This is a genomic window from Sorangium sp. So ce1335 (assembly GCF_051521615.1).
Classification (GTDB): domain Bacteria; phylum Myxococcota_A; class Polyangia; order Polyangiales; family Polyangiaceae; genus Sorangium.
Genome location: NZ_CP150363.1, coordinates 5,323,214 through 5,338,614 on the forward strand (window position 1 = coordinate 5,323,214; position 15,401 = coordinate 5,338,614).

14 protein-coding genes are annotated in these 15,401 nt (G+C 70.8%); 11 read left to right on the forward strand and 3 right to left on the reverse strand.

The features are described from left to right. Positions 1 to 19 precede the first annotated feature (19 nt). On the forward strand, positions 20 to 640 hold the full coding sequence (locus tag WMF24_RS19575) for a D-sedoheptulose-7-phosphate isomerase (RefSeq protein ID WP_437737952.1): 621 nt from the start codon (positions 20 to 22) through the stop codon (positions 638 to 640). Between the two features lie 7 nt (positions 641 to 647). Next, positions 648 to 1,259, forward strand: coding sequence for an HAD-IIIA family hydrolase (locus WMF24_RS19580; protein ID WP_437737953.1), 612 nt, complete (start codon positions 648 to 650; stop codon positions 1,257 to 1,259). Positions 1,260 to 1,299: 40 nt separating this feature from the next. On the opposite strand, the gene WMF24_RS19585 is transcribed toward WMF24_RS19580, so the two are convergent. After that, entirely contained in the window at positions 1,300 to 2,586 is a 1,287-nt protein-coding gene (locus WMF24_RS19585) for a DUF4388 domain-containing protein (RefSeq protein WP_437737954.1), read from the reverse strand. 127 nt (positions 2,587 to 2,713) lie between these two features. Between WMF24_RS19585 and WMF24_RS19590 the strand changes: the two genes are divergently transcribed. Next, positions 2,714 to 3,715, forward strand: a complete 1,002-nt coding sequence (locus tag WMF24_RS19590; protein WP_437737955.1) for an AAA family ATPase — start codon at positions 2,714 to 2,716, stop codon at positions 3,713 to 3,715. Here the strand turns inward: WMF24_RS19590 and dnaE are convergent. Beyond that, on the reverse strand, positions 3,708 to 7,346 hold the full coding sequence (gene dnaE, locus WMF24_RS19595) for a DNA polymerase III subunit alpha (protein WP_437737956.1): 3,639 nt from the start codon (positions 7,344 to 7,346) through the stop codon (positions 3,708 to 3,710). The genes WMF24_RS19590 and dnaE overlap by 8 nt on opposite strands. 254 nt (positions 7,347 to 7,600) lie before the next feature. Between dnaE and WMF24_RS19600 the strand changes: the two genes are divergently transcribed. The 6 genes from WMF24_RS19600 to WMF24_RS19625 all read left to right on the forward strand — a co-directional run bounded on the left by WMF24_RS19600 (position 7,601) and on the right by WMF24_RS19625 (position 12,951). Then, positions 7,601 to 8,860: a hypothetical protein gene (locus tag WMF24_RS19600; protein WP_437737957.1), complete on the forward strand. Its 1,260-nt coding sequence runs from the start codon at positions 7,601 to 7,603 to the stop codon at positions 8,858 to 8,860. Positions 8,861 to 9,401: 541 nt separating this feature from the next. Then, positions 9,402 to 9,992, forward strand: a complete 591-nt coding sequence (locus tag WMF24_RS19605; protein WP_437737958.1) for an OmpA family protein — start codon at positions 9,402 to 9,404, stop codon at positions 9,990 to 9,992. A 190-nt stretch (positions 9,993 to 10,182) separates the two neighbouring features. Continuing rightward, a complete protein-coding gene (locus WMF24_RS19610; RefSeq protein ID WP_437737959.1) occupies positions 10,183 to 10,629 on the forward strand; it encodes a c-type cytochrome in 447 nt (148 codons plus the stop codon). A 5-nt stretch (positions 10,630 to 10,634) separates the two neighbouring features. Continuing rightward, positions 10,635 to 11,078, forward strand: coding sequence for a hypothetical protein (locus tag WMF24_RS19615; protein ID WP_437737960.1), 444 nt, complete (start codon positions 10,635 to 10,637; stop codon positions 11,076 to 11,078). A gap of 508 nt (positions 11,079 to 11,586) precedes the next feature. Next, a complete protein-coding gene (locus tag WMF24_RS19620) occupies positions 11,587 to 11,766 on the forward strand; it encodes a hypothetical protein (RefSeq protein WP_020736450.1) in 180 nt (59 codons plus the stop codon). A 93-nt stretch (positions 11,767 to 11,859) separates the two neighbouring features. After that, positions 11,860 to 12,951 (forward strand): TIGR04552 family protein, encoded by a 1,092-nt coding sequence (locus WMF24_RS19625; RefSeq protein ID WP_437737961.1) that lies wholly within the window; start codon positions 11,860 to 11,862, stop codon positions 12,949 to 12,951. A gap of 405 nt (positions 12,952 to 13,356) precedes the next feature. On the opposite strand, the gene WMF24_RS19630 is transcribed toward WMF24_RS19625, so the two are convergent. After that, positions 13,357 to 14,118 (reverse strand): Crp/Fnr family transcriptional regulator, encoded by a 762-nt coding sequence (locus tag WMF24_RS19630; protein ID WP_063827109.1) that lies wholly within the window; start codon positions 14,116 to 14,118, stop codon positions 13,357 to 13,359. Between the two features lie 211 nt (positions 14,119 to 14,329). On the opposite strand from WMF24_RS19630, the gene WMF24_RS19635 reads away from it, so the two are divergent. Both WMF24_RS19635 and WMF24_RS19640 read left to right on the forward strand, forming a co-directional pair. Then, a complete protein-coding gene (locus WMF24_RS19635) occupies positions 14,330 to 14,842 on the forward strand; it encodes a DUF507 family protein (RefSeq protein ID WP_437737962.1) in 513 nt (170 codons plus the stop codon). 297 nt (positions 14,843 to 15,139) lie between these two features. Next, positions 15,140 to 15,385 carry a hypothetical protein gene (locus WMF24_RS19640; protein ID WP_437737963.1) on the forward strand — a complete coding sequence of 82 codons (246 nt, stop codon included), beginning with the start codon at positions 15,140 to 15,142 and terminating at the stop codon, positions 15,383 to 15,385. The last annotated feature ends 16 nt before the right edge of the window (positions 15,386 to 15,401 follow it).

Here is a 15,401-nt window from a genome sequence, read left to right on the forward strand (position 1 = left end):
ATCTGGCTATAGATCGAGCATGCCGCAGCGCACGCGCGACTTCGTGGAAAAGTACCTTCGCGAGACGGCCGAGATCGCCCTCGCGACGAACGCCGACGACATGGCGCGGGTCATCGAGATCCTCTTCGAGGCGTACCGGGACGATCGCACCATCTACACGTGCGGCAACGGCGGCTCGGCCGCCAACGCGAGCCACCTCGCCTGCGACATCGCCAAGTTCACGTGGGTCGAGGGCAAGCGGCGCTTCAAGTGCACCTCGCTCTGCGACAACGCCGCCCTCCTCAGCGCGCTCACCAACGACGTCGGCTTCAACCGCATCTTCCTCGAGCAGCTCGACGGCCGCCTCGTGGCGGGCGACGTCCTCGTGTGCCTGAGCGTGCACGGCGGCTCCGGCGCCGACCGGGCCGGCCCCTGGTCGCAGAACCTCGTAGCCGCCGCGGATTTCGCGAAGCGGAGCGGCGCGAAAGTGGTCGCGCTCGTCGGCTACGACGGCGGCGCCCTGCGCCAGATGGCCGACGCCAGCGTGATCGTGCCGAGGACGCGGGCCGGCTACACGTCGACGCCGCACGTGGAGGGGTTCCACGAGGTCTACCACCACCTGATCTGCGAGCGGCTCCTCCAGCTCGTGGCCGAGAGCTGAGCTTCGCGTGGCGAGGCGCGGGATCGTGCTCGACCGCGACGGCACCCTCATCGACGTGGTGCGCGATCCCGAGCTCGGCGTCGTCGTGACGGCGTTCCACCCGGACCAGATCCGCCTGCTCCCCGGCGCGGTCGAGGGCCTGCGGCGCCTCGCGGACGCGGGGTTCCTGCTCGCGATCGCGACGAACCAGCCGGGCGCGGCGAAGGGGCAGGTCCCCTGGGCCGCGATCGAGCGCACGAACCGCGCGCTCGTCGACCGGCTGCGCGAGGCGGGCGTCGCGATCGCGGCGCTCGCGGCGTGCCCGCACCACCCCGAGGGCGGCCCGGGCGGCGACCCGGCGCTGATCGGCCCCTGCGACTGCAGGAAGCCGAAGCCGGGCCTGCTCACGTCGATCGCGCGCGATCTCGATCTCGACGTCGCGGCGAGCTGGATGGTCGGCGACGCGCCAAGCGACGTGGCGGCCGCGCGCGCCGCGGGCATGCGCGCGGGCCTGCTCCTCGATCGGCGCCGCTGCGAGCTGTGCCCGCTCCGGGGCGAGGCCGATCTCCCCCGCCCCGACCGCGTCGCGCCGCGCCTCGATCTGATGGCAGCGGAGATCCTCGCCGAGCCGCGCGCCTGATCTGCTGGCCGCGGAGCTCCTCGCCGTTCCGCGCGCCTGGCTACTTCGGCGCGAGCGGGCCCACGAGCTCGGCGACGCGCCTCGACAGCGGCGGCTGGTTGTCGCTGCGCTTCGAGAGCGGGACGCCCTCGGGCGAGAGGCGCAGGCACGGCTCCGCGACGAACATGGCGAACGAGACGTACTCGTACAGCCACTGCGAGAGAATCGCCTCGGCCTGCGCCGGATCGGCGATGAGCGCCGCGTTCTCGACGATCCTCGCGGCGTCGAACGTCCCGTCCGGGGCCGGCCCCGCCCCGCGGAACAGCGCGTCGTAGATCCCCGCGCCCGAGACGAACGCGGCGAGCTGCCAGCGCACCTCGTCGCCCCGCTGGGCCGCGTCGACGGCGGCGTGGATCGACGCGATCGCCTCGTTGAAGAGCGCGAGGCTCGCGGCGGCGCCCGTCGGCCCAGGCGCGCGCACCGCGATCCGGCCGGACTGCGCGAGCTGGAAGAGCGCCCGCGTCGTCTCGAACTCGCCCTGCCCGAGCGCGCGCGCCACGTCCGCGACCGAGCGCTGGCCGTCGACCGCGTCGTACACGGCGCGGAGCTCCGCCGGCGGCGGGCCGCGGTCCGGTACGCGCGCGGGCACGTGCTGGTCCGACGGGATCCGCTCGCGGAAGTAGCGCATCTCGTCCATGCGGCGCACCGCCTCCATCAGGAGCGCGTGGACGGGGAGGTTCTGGCGGCTCGCGAGCTGCTCCTCGTCGAAATCCGCGAGGAAGTAGAACATCCCCTCGCCCTCGAGGAGCACCCGGTAGGCGATCTCCTCCGCCTGCGCGCTGAGCAGCTGGTAGAGCCGCTCCCGCGACACGAAGCCGAGCTTCACCGCCACCTCGCCGAAGCGCGCGTCCGGCGCGGCGGCGGCGAGCGTCGCGTCGACCTGCTCGCGGGAGAGCGCGCCGTACCGGTAGAGCACCTCGCCGATGCGGTCGCCCTCGAGGCTCGAGCGCGCGGCGACGGCGTTGCCGGGCTCGAAGAACAGCGACCGGCTCGCCCCGCCGCCGATCACGACGAGCTCGCCGCGCCACCCCGCCTGCCCGATGAGCGACACGACGTCGCACAGCGCGCCCGGCCCGGTGATCTGCCCCGCGAGCCGAAGCGCCGCGCCGGTCCCCACGTCGCGCGGCGCCTCGTTGCCCACGTGGCGCATCACGACGAGGTGGTCGGGCGACGGCAGGAGCTGAAACACCCCCTGCCGCGCGCGCAGGCGCTTGCTCGCGCCGAGGTCGACGGGGTGCGCCGTGCCGGTCGCGTCGATGCGCACGAGAGAATGGTGCTCTTCCGTCATCGTCGCGATTTCTAGCCCGGCGCCCGCACGCCGGCCACGCCGCGCGACCGCCGCCGCGCCGCCCGCGCCGCGCCGCGCCGCCGGCGCCGCGCCGCGCCGCCCGCGCGCGGCGTGCTACCGTCCCGCCGTGACGCCCCCTCCGGATCACGACGGCGGCGCGCGCGGCGATCGCGGCGCCCGCGACGACACCCCGGCCACCGCGGACGAGCTCGACGCGCGCCTCGCGGCGGCCCGCTACATCTCCGACCCGGCGACGTCGCTCGCGCTCTGGCTCGCCCTCCGGATGGGCCGGCCGCTCTTGCTGGAGGGGCCGGCGGGCGTCGGCAAGACCGACCTCGCCCGCGCGGCGGCCGAGGCGCTCGGCCGCGGGCTCATCCGGCTCCAGTGCTACGAGGGGCTCGACGAGGCGAAGGCGCTGTACGAGTGGGACTACGCGAAGCAGATGCTCTACACGCAGCTCCTCCGCGACGCCGTCGCGAAGGAGATCGCCGGCGCGGCGAGCCTCGCCGACGCCGCGCGCGCCATCGCGGGCAGCGAGGCGTCGTTCTTCAGCGAGCACTTCCTCATCGCGCGCCCGCTCCTCGCCGCGCTGCGGAGCCCCGCGGCGGTCGTCCTCCTCGTCGACGAGGTCGACCGCGCCGACCCGGAGTTCGAGGCGTTCCTGCTCGAGGTGCTCTCCGAGATGCAGGTGACGATCCCCGAGCTCGGCACCGTGCGCGCCGCGCACCCGCCGCTCGTCCTGCTCACGACGAACGCGACCCGCGAGATGACCGAGGCGCTGCGCCGCCGCTGCCTGCACGCGTTCCTCGACTACCCGCCGCCGTCGCGCGAGGTCGCGATCCTGAAGATCGCGCTCCCCGGCATCGAGCCCCGCCTCGCCGCGCAGATCGTGGCGTTCGTCGGCGCCCTGCGGGCCATGGATCTGCGCAAATCCCCCGCCATCAGCGAGACGATCGACTGGGCCCGCGCGCTGCTCCTGCTCGGCAGGCGCGCGATCACCGCGGACGTCGCCCGCGACACGCTCGGCGTCCTGCTCAAGCACCAGGGCGATCGCGGTGACGCGGAGGCGAGGCTCGGGGCGCTCGTCCGGGCCGCCGAGCAGGCGGGCGCGGGCGAGCCGGCTACCTGAGCTCGGCCACCTTCTCGCCGAACAGCTTCTCCAGCCGTCCGAGCATGGCGTCGTTCGGCTCGACGCGGAGGTCGCGCCCGAGCGCCAGCACCGCCTCCGCCCCGTCGTCGAGCTGGATCACGAGCTGCACCGGGCACACCCCCGGGCTCGCCCGCAAGAGCGCCCCGAGCCGATCGATGTGCTCGCGCCGGGCGCTGCGCGACTTCAGCGTGATCGCCACGCTCCGGGTCTGCGCGAGGATGGCGTCGGACAGCGGCTGCACCTCGTCGAGCAGGAGGGTCGGCTCGCGCGGCGCGGACTCGGCCTCCTCGGCGCCCTCGTCCACCATGGGGAAGCTGACCTTCCCCGAGATCAGGACCGGCTCGCCCCGGTTCAGGAGCTCGCCATAGGCCTCGATCTGCTTCTCACGCACCTTGACCTCGACGCGGCCCGTCGTGTCCTCGAGCACGAAGAACGCGATCTTGCCGCCGCCCCCCTTGAAGATGCGCTCGCGGTAGCCCTCGACCATCCCGCCGACGCGCACCCTGGACCACGGATCCATGCCGGCCAGCGCGCTCACGCCGGTCACGTCGAAGCGGTTCAGATCCACGCCGTACCTGTCGAGCGGGTGCCCCGAGACGTAGAACCCGAGCGACTGCTTCTCGCGCGAGAGCGTCTCGCGCAGGTCCCAGTCCTCGACCATCGGGTAGTCGTCGAGCCGCACCTCGTTCTTGGACGCGACCGCCGCGAAGAGGCCGATCTGCGCGCTGTTCCGCTCCTTGCTCGCGCTGCGCGAGCGCTCGAGCGCCCTGTCGATCGCGGCGAACGCCCGCGCCCGCGAGATGCCCCGCGCCTGGAGGCTCGCGTCGAACGCGCCGCACTGCACGAGCGCCTCGAACACCCCCTTGTTGACCCGCCGCGGATCGACGCGCTCGGCGAAGTCGAACAGATCCGAGAACGCGCCGCCCGCCTCCCGCGCCTCGAGGACCGCCTCGAGCGCCGACTCTCCGACGCCGCGGATCGCCCCCATCCCGAAGCGGATCTTCGGATCGTACGGGTCCCTCACCCGCGAGCCGCCGCGCCGGGTGCCTGTCACGCGCTTGCCGCTCGTCACCGGCTTGGCGCTGTAGACGACGGTGAAGTCCGTCTTGGACTCGTTGATCTCGGGCGGCAGGATCTCGACCCCCCACGCGCGCCCCTCGGCGATGATCCGCACCACCTTCTCGATCTTGTCGCGGTCCGCCGTCATCAGCGCGCACAGGAACTCGACCGGGTAGTGCGCCTTCAGGTAAGCCGTCTGGTACGTGAGCAGCGCGTACGCGGCCGAATGGCTCTTGTTGAAGCCGTAGCCCGCGAAGTACTCGAGCAGCCCGAAGATCCGCTCGGCGTCCTCGACCTTCACGCCGTTCTTCAGCGCCCCGTCGACGAACACCGCCTTCTGCTTCGCCATCTCCTCGGGCTTCTTCTTGCCCATGGCGCGCCGGAGCAGGTCGGCGCCGCCGAGCGTGTAGCCCGCGAGCTTCTGCGCGATCTGCATGACCTGCTCCTGGTAGACGATGACGCCGTACGTCGGCACGAGGAGCTCGTCGACGAGCGGGTGCATCTTCTCGATCGGCTTCCTGCCGTGCTTGCAGTCGACGAAGTCCTTCACCATGCCGGTGCCGAGCGGCCCCGGCCGGTAGAGGGCCACGGCGGCGACGATGTCCTCGAAGGCGTCCGGCTTCAGGTCCTTGAAGAGCTGCTGCATGCCGCTCGACTCGAGCTGGAACACGCCCGTCGTCTCGCCCGACTGGAGGAGCGCGTAGGTGGCGGCGTCGTCGAGGGGCACGGTGTTGACGTCGAACCGCGCGCCCTCCTTCCCGACGAGGTCCGGCCGCGCGTTCACGAGCCGCACCGCGATGTCGATCACGGTGAGCGTCTTCAGCCCGAGGAAGTCGAACTTGACGAGGCCGGCGAGCTCGGCGTCGTCCTTGTAGTACTGCGTGACGAGCTGCTCGCCGTTCTTGAAGCACGGCACGTGGTCCCAGAGCGGCCCCTCGCTGATGACGACGCCGGCGGCGTGCATGCCGGCGTGCCGCGTCAGCCCCTCGAGCTTCTGCGCCTGCTTCAGGAGCTCCGCGACCGTGGGGTCGCTCTCCTTGAGCGCCTTGAGCTTCGGCTCGATGTCGAGCGCCTCGGGGATCGTGTACATGATCCCCGGGCTCTTCTGCGGGATGAGGCTCGCGATCTTCTGCGCCTCGTTCGCGGGGAACGCCATCGCCCGGGCGACGTCCTTGATCACGCTCCGCGCCTTGAGCTCGTGGAACGTCGCGATCTGCCCGACGGAGGGTTTGTCCGCCTCCTTGCTGTACTTCTTCGTGACGTACGAGATGACCTCGTCGCGCCGGTCCATGCAGAAGTCGACGTCGAAGTCGGGCATGCTGACGCGCTCCGGGTTCAGGAAGCGCTCGAACAGCAGGTTGTACGGGAGCGGGTCGAGGTCGGTGATCCCCATCGCGTACGCGACGAGCGAGCCCGCGCCCGACCCGCGGCCCGGCCCGACCGGGATACCGTGGTCCTTGGCGTACTTGATGAAGTCCCAGACGATGAGGAAGTAGCCCGGGAAGTCCATCTTCACGATGACGTCGAGCTCGATGTCGAGGCGCGCCCTGTAGACCGCCTCGTCGACCTTCCGGCCGCCCCGCGCGATCTGGGCGAGCCGCGCCGTGAGCCCCTCGTGCGCCACGTGCCGGAAGTACGACGCCGGGTCGTCGAACCCGCTCGGCAGCGGGAACCGCGGGAGCATCGGCTTTCCGAGCTTGAGCTTGAGCGCCGAGCACCGCTCGGCGATCTCGAGCGTCGAGCGGACCGCCTCCGGGTGGTCGCGGAAGAGGTGCGCCATCTCGTCCGCGGGCTTGAGGAACATCTCGAAGCTGCCGTGGTGCGCCTCGCTCGCCTCGGCGAACGTCCGGTTCGCCGCGATGCAGGACAGGTAGAGCTGCCCCTCGCCGTCCTCGCGCGCGCCGAAGTGCGCGTCGTTCGTCGCGACGAGCGGCAGCCCGAGGTCCCCCGCCGCCCGGGCCAGGATGCCGTTGAGCACCGACTGCTCGACGAGCCCGTGGTCCTGCAGCTCGACGTAGAGGCTCCCCGGCTCGAAGCAGTCCCTGAGCCGGCCGAGCGCCTCGCGCCCCTCGTCCTCGCCCTGCTCGAGGATCCGCTGGGCGAGCACGCCGCCCATGCAGCCGGTCAGGCCGATGAGCCCCGCGCTGTACTGCGCCACCGTGTCGAGCCGCACGCTCGGCGCGAGCCCGCTCGCGGCGTCGACGTGCCCCTTCGAGACGATGCGGACGAGGTTCTTGTAGCCCTCCTCGGACGCCGCGAGCAGCACGAGGTGATCGACCGGCGTCTCGTCCGCGCCCGAGCGCGACACCTGCCCCGCGGACGCGCCCCAGCTGCGCGCCACGTTCACCTCGCAGCCGATGATCGCGCCGATGCCCTGGTCCTTGCAGGCCTTGTAGTGCTGAATCGCCCCGAACATGTTCCCGTGATCCGTCAGGGCGACGGCGCGCATACCGAGCGACTTGGCGCGCGCGGCGAGGTCCTTGACGCGCAGCGCGCCGTCGAGGAGCGAGTACTGCGAATGCACGTGGAGGTGGATGAACTCAGCGGTCACAGCAGACTTCCAGGGGGCTTCTCATGGCGATTCGATCCGAGAAAGGCGGAGATCCAGGGAGCACGCGAGACGGAATCAGGAACCAGGAATCGGAAGGCATCTCGGCGACCTGCCAGCGCTTGCTTCCGCGCTCACATATAGCGCATGGCGCAGCGGGGATCGTCCTTGATGAGGCGCGCGGGCCGGCGCTAGCATGTGCGCCCGCTTGAGAGCACTTGCCTGATCCGGGGTGGGGTTTCCAGAAAGTGAGGTCGATGATGCGTCATTCCCGTATCGCCGTCGCGGTCTATCTGGCGACGACGCTCCTGTCGGTTGCCTCGGTTGCCGGCTCCGTCGCCGGTTGCGGCTCCGATCCTGTGGATCCTGCGGGAGGCACGAACGTCGACCCCGGTCAGCCTCCCCCGCCAGGACCGGTGCAGCCCGGCGACGGCGAGGACGTCGCGTTCGGCATCGACCGGCTCTTCCTCGGCGAGACGGATCGCGACGGGAAGAAGATGGCCGGGAGCTGGAAGCAGTACGGCTTCAACCTCGATGGGAAGGTGTCCAGCACCGTATCGCAGGACCTGTGCAAGCCGGTCGACGGCGCGCCCCCCTCCGACGTGTATCCGGACGGCGTCGACGGCATCGACAACGCCTTCGGGAGCAGGCTCGTCGGCCTCATCGCCACCCTGCTGAGCGACCCGTCGACCCGGGTCACCGAGGCCATCGGCAACGGCGATTTCACCGTGATCTTCAAGCTCGAAGGCCTCGGCGACAAGGCGTCCTACAACCCGCTCACCGCCAAGCTCTACGGCGGCGCCACGCTCGGCACGGCGCCCTCGTGGAACGGGAGCGACAAGTGGCCCGTCGTCCCGGAGCTGCTCGAGGACGCGCAGGACATCGAGAGCGCCAAGGTCGTGTTCCCGGCCAGCTACGTCGTCGACAACACGTGGGTGTCGGGCCCGGAGTCCCAGGCCAGCTTCAAGCTGAACCTGACGTTCTCGGGCACCACGATCGGCCTCACGATCCGCAACGTGCGGATCGCGATGGATCTCGCGCCGGACCACAAGTCGGTGGTCAAAGGCACGCTCGCGGGCGTGCTCGAGACGTCCGTCCTCGTCGAGGAGCTGCGCAGCGTCATCGGCGCCGTCCAGCCGGGCGTCTGCGAGGGCCCGGGGCTCGACACCATCCTCGACCAGGTCCGCCGCGCCTCGGACATCATGAAAGACGGCAGCCAGGATCCGAGCCGGGAGTGCGATGCGATCTCCATCGGCCTCGGGTTCACCGCGAAGCAGGTCCAGCTCGGCGAGGTCGCGCCCCCTGCCGAGGCGACCGGCGTGCCGTGCGGGGAAGCGCCCGAAGGTGAAGGCGGTGGCGGCGGCGCGGGCGACGGCGGCGCAGGCGGCGCGGGCGACGGCGGCGCGGGCGACGGCGGCGCGGGCGACGGCGGCGCGGGCGACGGCGGCGCGGGCGACGGCGGCGCAGGCGACGGCGGCGCGGGCGACGGCGGCGCAGGCGGCGCGGGCGACGGCTGAACGCGGCGCGCTCTCGCGATCCCTCTGCGGCACGACCCCTCGCCCACGGCTCCGCGGGCCTCTCCCTGGGGCACCTCCCGGGTGCCCTCCCCTCTCCCTCCAACCCACCTGCGCTGCGCGAGCAGCTCGATCTGCCGGCCCGTTCGCGTCCTTCGCGCCGCGCGCGCCATGCACGACGCTCGCGAAGATCGTGCGCGCCCATGAGCCGTCGCGCGCCTCGCGAGCGTCTCTAGAACGACCCCGCCCGTCCAGGGTACGCGCGCAGCGAGAGCGGCCTCGGCGGCGTGGGTTGTCGGTCCGTCCGCTTGCGCGGGTCCACGGCGGCGCCCTGTTCCCGGTTTCGTTCGTCCTGAGTTTTCGCTAGAAGGCGGCGTCGCTTCGATGCGCCCACCACGCAAATGCCCGACGGCGGTGAAGATTCATGGCGAGCTGCCGTCCAAGCGCGTCAGCCCGGCGGGTTGCCGACGCGAGCTCTGGCTCGTGCCCTCAGAGGAGAACAACGTCCATGCGTAGATACGTCGCTTCCGTTCTGTGCGCCGCGATGATGGTTGGCACTGCCGCCGTGACGGCGGGTTGCACGGCCAGCGCCTCGTTCAACGCCGGCAGCAAGGAGCCGGAACCCCCGCCGCCGCCGCCCCCCGCGGAGCCGAAGCCCGAGGAGCCGAAGGAGGAGAAGAAGCCCCGCCCGCGCTTCAAGATGACCTTCAAGCTGAAGGGCAACCAGGTCGAGCTGCCGGGGCCGGTCGTCTTCGAGACGAACAGCGACAGGCTCCTGCCCGAGAGCGACGAGGTGCTCAGCATCGTCGACGACTTCCTGAAGCAGCGGAAGGACGTCAGCCTGCTCCGCATCGAAGGCCACACCGACTCGGACGGCGACGACGCCCTGAACCAGACGCTGTCGGAGAAGCGCGCGATGTCGGTCGCTCGCTGGCTCGTCGCGAAGGGCCACGACTGCAAGCGCTTCATCGCCGTCGGCTTCGGCGAGAGTAAGCCGGTCGCCGACAACAACACGCCCGAGGGCAAGGCCCAGAACCGCCGCACCGGGTTCTTCATCGCGGCCATCGACGGCAAGGCGGTCGACAAGCAGCCGGTGGACGGCGGCGGCAAGGTCGCCGGCGATCCCTGCAAGTGACCCCTCCGCCGTGCGCGCGCGCCCTGCCCGCGCACGCGCGCAGGCCGCCCACGCCGCGCCCCCGGCGCGCCGAGGGCTGACGCGAACCCTGCCGGCGCGCCTTTTCCTGGCGCGCCGGCCGCGGGTTCCGTCCCCTCGTCCTTCTTTCTTGCCTCCCCCACCATCTTCACTATCCGTAGTCCTCCACGACATGCGGAGACGCCACGACAAGCCCCTCGCTCGCCTCCTTGGCGCCGCCGTCCTCTCCGTCGGCCTCTTCGGCTGCGATCCCGGGCCGGGCGACGTCCGCGAATGGACGCCGGCCGATCACGATCCGCCGAGCCCCAACGAGGGCCAGGGAGGCAAGGTCGCCGCTCGCCCGGTCGCATCGAACGAGACCGATCAGGGGCTCATCGAGCTCGCCTGGCAGCGGAACTGCTCGAGCTGCCACGGCAGGGCCGGCCGCGGCGACGGGCCGCAGGGGCCGATGGTCCGCGCCCCCGACCTGACCGACGCGGCGTGGCAGGAGCGGGTGACCGACGCGCAGATGGCGGAGACGATCAGAAAGGGCAAGAACAAGATGCCCCCCTTCGATCTCCCGCAGCAGGTGATCGACGGCCTGGTGAAGCGGATCCGCACGAGCCGCGCCGCCCGCTGAAGCTCATGAGCTCGACCCCTCAGGAACTCGTCGACGACGAACCGAGCGCCCCGCCGGCCGAGCCGGCCCCGCGCCCCGCCTGGACCAGGCGCCTCGCCCCCGCGATCCTCGTCGCAGGAGCGCTGCTCGCGGGGAGCGTCCTCTTCAAGGGAATGCCCGAGGAACGGGAGATCGAGCTGCGTCTCGACGACGCGTCGACCGTCGTGCAGCTCGACATGACCTGGACGGATCGCTCCTCCGGCGACGTGGCGACCGACGCGGCGCCGGTCCATGGCAGCACCTGGCGCTTTGCCGAGGGGACCGCGCCGAAGGCGGTCCTCGCGAAGGTGCGGCTCCCGGACGGCCTCTACGACCTCGAGATCGCCGTGGGGAGGACGCGCGGGCGCGACGTCACGAGCCGGGCGATCACGCTCGGGGACGCGTCCAGGATCACGTTCCCCGTCCGCTGAACCGCGCTGCCGCCCGGCGCTGAACCGCGTTGCCGCCCGGCGCTGAACCGCCCCCCACCCGATCCTGAACAGCCCCCCTCCTGGCTGGACGGATGCCACTGCACAACCGTGGCCGGCCAGCGCACGAGACCGTTGACTCCCGGAAACTGACAAGCCAGGCAGGGCCGTGCGTTGGGCGCGTGTCCTTCAAGCATCACCTCGCGTCCAGCGGGCCGCGGACCACCCCTGATGCAAGAGCTCCAACCTGAACAACAACCCATTGTTTTCGTTCAGTAATTTTCGTATGCAGCGCCGGCGGTTCGAGTGGGAATGGAAAGTGAGAACGAATTCCCTTGATGCGTTCCCCCCGGAGCCGCTACTTCTTGGCCCGCAGCAGCAGGGCGTGGCACCTTATCCTACAACGACTTACACGCTCTGCCCGGGACGATCGTGATGCACCGTGGTGCCCCCCGGGAGGGAGCGACCATGCGGCTCGAGCAGTGCCGCTGGAGGCGAAGAAGGAGAACCGATGAGGATCACCCCGTGGTATCTGGCTGCGCTCGCCCCGTTCGCTGCCATTGGTTGCAGTGGCGCCTACCTCGGCCACGCTGCCGTCGTCGCGTTGACGATCGGCATCTTCCTCGGCACCCTGTCGCTCGGTCGCACCCCGAGCTCTCGCCCTGCCCCGCCGAACGCCCCTGTCTCCTGACTTTCTCGCCCAGCACCCGCCTGCTGCGCGTCGACGCGACGGTTCCCCGGGCGTCTGGCGACGCTGGCGCTACCGCTCGGGGAGCGTGAGGTCATGACGCACGACGCCTCCGCCGGCCGGCTCAAGCGGCTTGAAGAGTTCACGCTCATGGACCTCGAGTCCGTGCACCTCATCCTGCGCGGCGAGTCCGTCATCGACTGGCGGAGGCTCAACCTCGAGAACGAGCAGGCCGCGCGGGAGCTCCTCCTCGCGCAGGAGTTCCGGCCGGACGAGCCGGGGGATCGCGCGCACCTCGAGAGCGTCAAGAACGAGGCGATCGCGTACCTGCGCCGCCACTTCGAGTTCCCGATCCCGAGCCCGGTCGCGCGCGCGTCGGTCGAGGAGATCCTGATGCTCGCCTCGGGCAAGGGCCACCGTCAGCTCTGCGCCTGCACGATCCTCAAGGCGATGCACATCATCCATCACCTGGCCGGGCGCGAGCTCCTCTTCTCGATCCCGATGTCGGACCAGGACGTCTTCCACCTCGTCGAGGAGAAGGTCTACCGGGTGATCGGCGGCATGCTCGCGGCGGGCTTCCCGATCACCGAGTTCATCGGCGGGCGGAAGAACAAGGACTCGCTCTACACGAAGTTGCTCTCGAAGACGGACACGACCGCGGCGGCCATCTACGACAAGCTCCGCTTTCGCATCGTCTGCCGCACCGTGGACGATCTCCTGCCCGTCCTGCTGTACCTGTCCGAGCGGCTGTTCCCGTTCAACTACGTGGTGCCCGGCGAGAGCACCAACACGATCCTGCGGTTCCGGAGCTACTGCGAGACGCGCCCCTACCTCCAGCCGATGCTCGAGGCGCTGCAGACCGACGTGGACGACGGGCTGACTGCCGGCGACAACACCTTCAGCGATCGGAGCTACCGCGTCATCCACTTCGTCGTGGATCTGCCGGTGCGCCTGCCCGCCGAGATCCTCGACATGGCGCCGCCCGCGGCCTGGGCGCTCGGGCCGATCATCTTCGTCCTCTGCGAGTTCCAGCTCATCGACCGGGAGACCGAGGCGGCGAACGAGGTCGGCGACGCGAGCCACGCCCGGTACAAGGAACGGCAGAAGCATGCCGTGATGCGAAGGCTCAAGCTCGGCGTCCGCTCCACGCGCGACCCGGTGAGCGGCGGACCGAAGCGGGATCGCTAGGCGCGGACGCGAGCGAGCGGACGCTTGCGCAGCGTGAGCGGCGGACCGAAGCGGGCCGCCCGGCGCGGACGCGAGCGAGCGGACGCTTGCGCAGCGTGAGCGGCGGACCGAAGCGGGCCGCCCGGCGCGGACGCGAGCGAGCGGACGCGTGAGCGGCGGACCGGAGCGGGGCCGCCCAGCGCGCGCTCGAGCGAGCGGACCCGGCAGCAGCCGGAGCTCCCCGCAGGAGCTCTGGGAGCGGGTCCGTGATGGAAGCTGCGCCTGGAGCAGGGCGGCGGGCGCCGCTGCGACGCCGGGAGCAGTCGGGCGATCGGAGCGGGGGCCGCGGGGCGAGCCGCCTGGGCGGCGGCGGGCGGCGCGGCGGCGGGGCGTTTCCCCCTCGACGACGCCGCCGGGCGAGCGGGCTCAGATGCGGGCCTTCAGCGCGTCGCGATCGAGGACGACGATGCGACGGCGGTCGATCTCGATCACCCCCTTGCGGCGGAGGTCGCCGAGGGTGAGCGTGACGGTCTCGCGCGTGGAGCCGATCATGCTCGCCATCTCCTGATGGGTGAACGGCGCGGAAATGAGCACCCCGCGCGGGTCGGGGATGCCCCAGCGCGTCGCTGCCTTGAGCAGGAACTCACAGAGACGGGCCTCCACGTTGCGGAAGAGCATCGAGGCAAGGCGCTCCTCGGTGTCCGTATGGCGCTCGACCAGCGTGGTCACGATCGCGGCGGCGAAGTTGGCGTCGCTCGCCATGAGGTTGCGCACCGTCGCCAGCGGGACGATGAGCGCCTCGACGTCCTCGGTGGCGATGGCGCTCTCCCGGTGCGCGGTGACGCCGCCGAGCGCCGCCTCGCCGAGCACGTCGCCGGCCCCTCTGTACCCGAGCGACAGGCTGCGCCCGTCGCTCATCCCTCGCACCAGCCGGACGCGGCCGAGGCTCAGCATCGCCAGGGCGGTCGCCGCGTCGCCCTGCGTCACGAGGTGACGCCCTTTCGCGACGCGTTGGATGGTCCCCCCGTCGGCCAGCGCTGCCTGCGTGGCCGGGGATGCCGCATTGCCGATCGCGCCCCGCCGGACAACCCGACGTTTGCGCGAATCGAGGTCGAGTCCACCGTCGTTCCCGAGCGCGCCAGGCTGGACCCTGACGCTCCGTGCCATCGCATCCTTACCCATCATCATCGCGGCTGCTCCTGCGGTTTGCGGTGTCGCGGTCCTGCTGTTTCCGGGGGCCCCACCTGCCGGGCGGCTCCGACTTGCGCCGGAACCCTCCTACTTGCGTTGACATCCCGGAGACGCGGCCCGTACCTTTCGGTTTGAGCCGGGCACGCCCCGTGAATGAACCCCTGCACGGGGGAGCCAGTTCGACCGCTCCTCCAGCTACGGACGTTGGATGCGCCTCTTTAGCGGCAAAATTACTCCTCTCACAGAAGAAATCGTCCGCGCGCTCGTGGACAATCGGGATATCGAGTGCGCGTCGAAGAAAGAGGTCGCGCTCGACATCGAGTCGGTGTTCACGAGCTACCTGAACGCCGAGCGCGAAGCGACCGAGCGGGCCAAAGAGATCCTCCAGGCGCGCGGGCTCCCCCAGGGCGAGTTCAACCGGGTCAAGCGCCTGGCCGCGGAACAGAAGGGGATCAAGACAGGCGAGGAAACGATGGATTATCTCCTCGACCAGCTGCTCGAGATGCTGATGCACTCGAACAACGTCGACGAGGTCTTCGTCGAGGACCACGACCTGCGGCGCCGGATAAGGCCCATCCTCCGGAAGTACCTCGAGATGGACGAGGCGCTCGACACCGAGGTGCGCGGCAAGCTCCGCCACGTGCAGGAAGGCTCTCGCACCTGGGAGATCGAGTACCAGCGGGTCATGGGCGAGATCCAGCGGCGCAAGGGGCTCGTGTAAACCGCTCCGCGCCGGGCGGACGAGCTCCGCGCCACGCACCCGCGCAGCCCCACGGCGAGCGCATCGTTCCGCAACACGCCCTCGCGGCCGGCGCGCCGTCCGCGCCGGACGAGGTCGTTCCCCGGGGAAACGTTTGTGGGATAAAGACGCACCGTGCCCGACCGGCCCCCCTCATGGAACGTTCTGCCTGCCGGATCGGGGCTCGTCGTGGTACCGGAGGACATCATGAGCTGGATTCCGAAGGTCGAGGCGAAGCGGCACTTCTGTCATAAATGCAAGAACGAGCTCATCTTCGAGGTGAAGCTCCAGCGCGCGGACACCTGCCCCCACTGCGGCGTCGACCTCCACTGCTGCAAGAACTGCGAGAACTGGGACCCGGCCGCGCACAACCAGTGCAAGGAGCACATCGCCGAGTACATCCCGGACCGGGAAAGAGCGAACTATTGTACTTTCTTCACGTTCAAGAACGGCGTACCGGAGGATAACTCGAAGCGCATCGCCGACTCGCGCAGCAAGCTCGACAACCTTTTCAAGAAGAAGTAGGCGCCCGCTGGGGAGC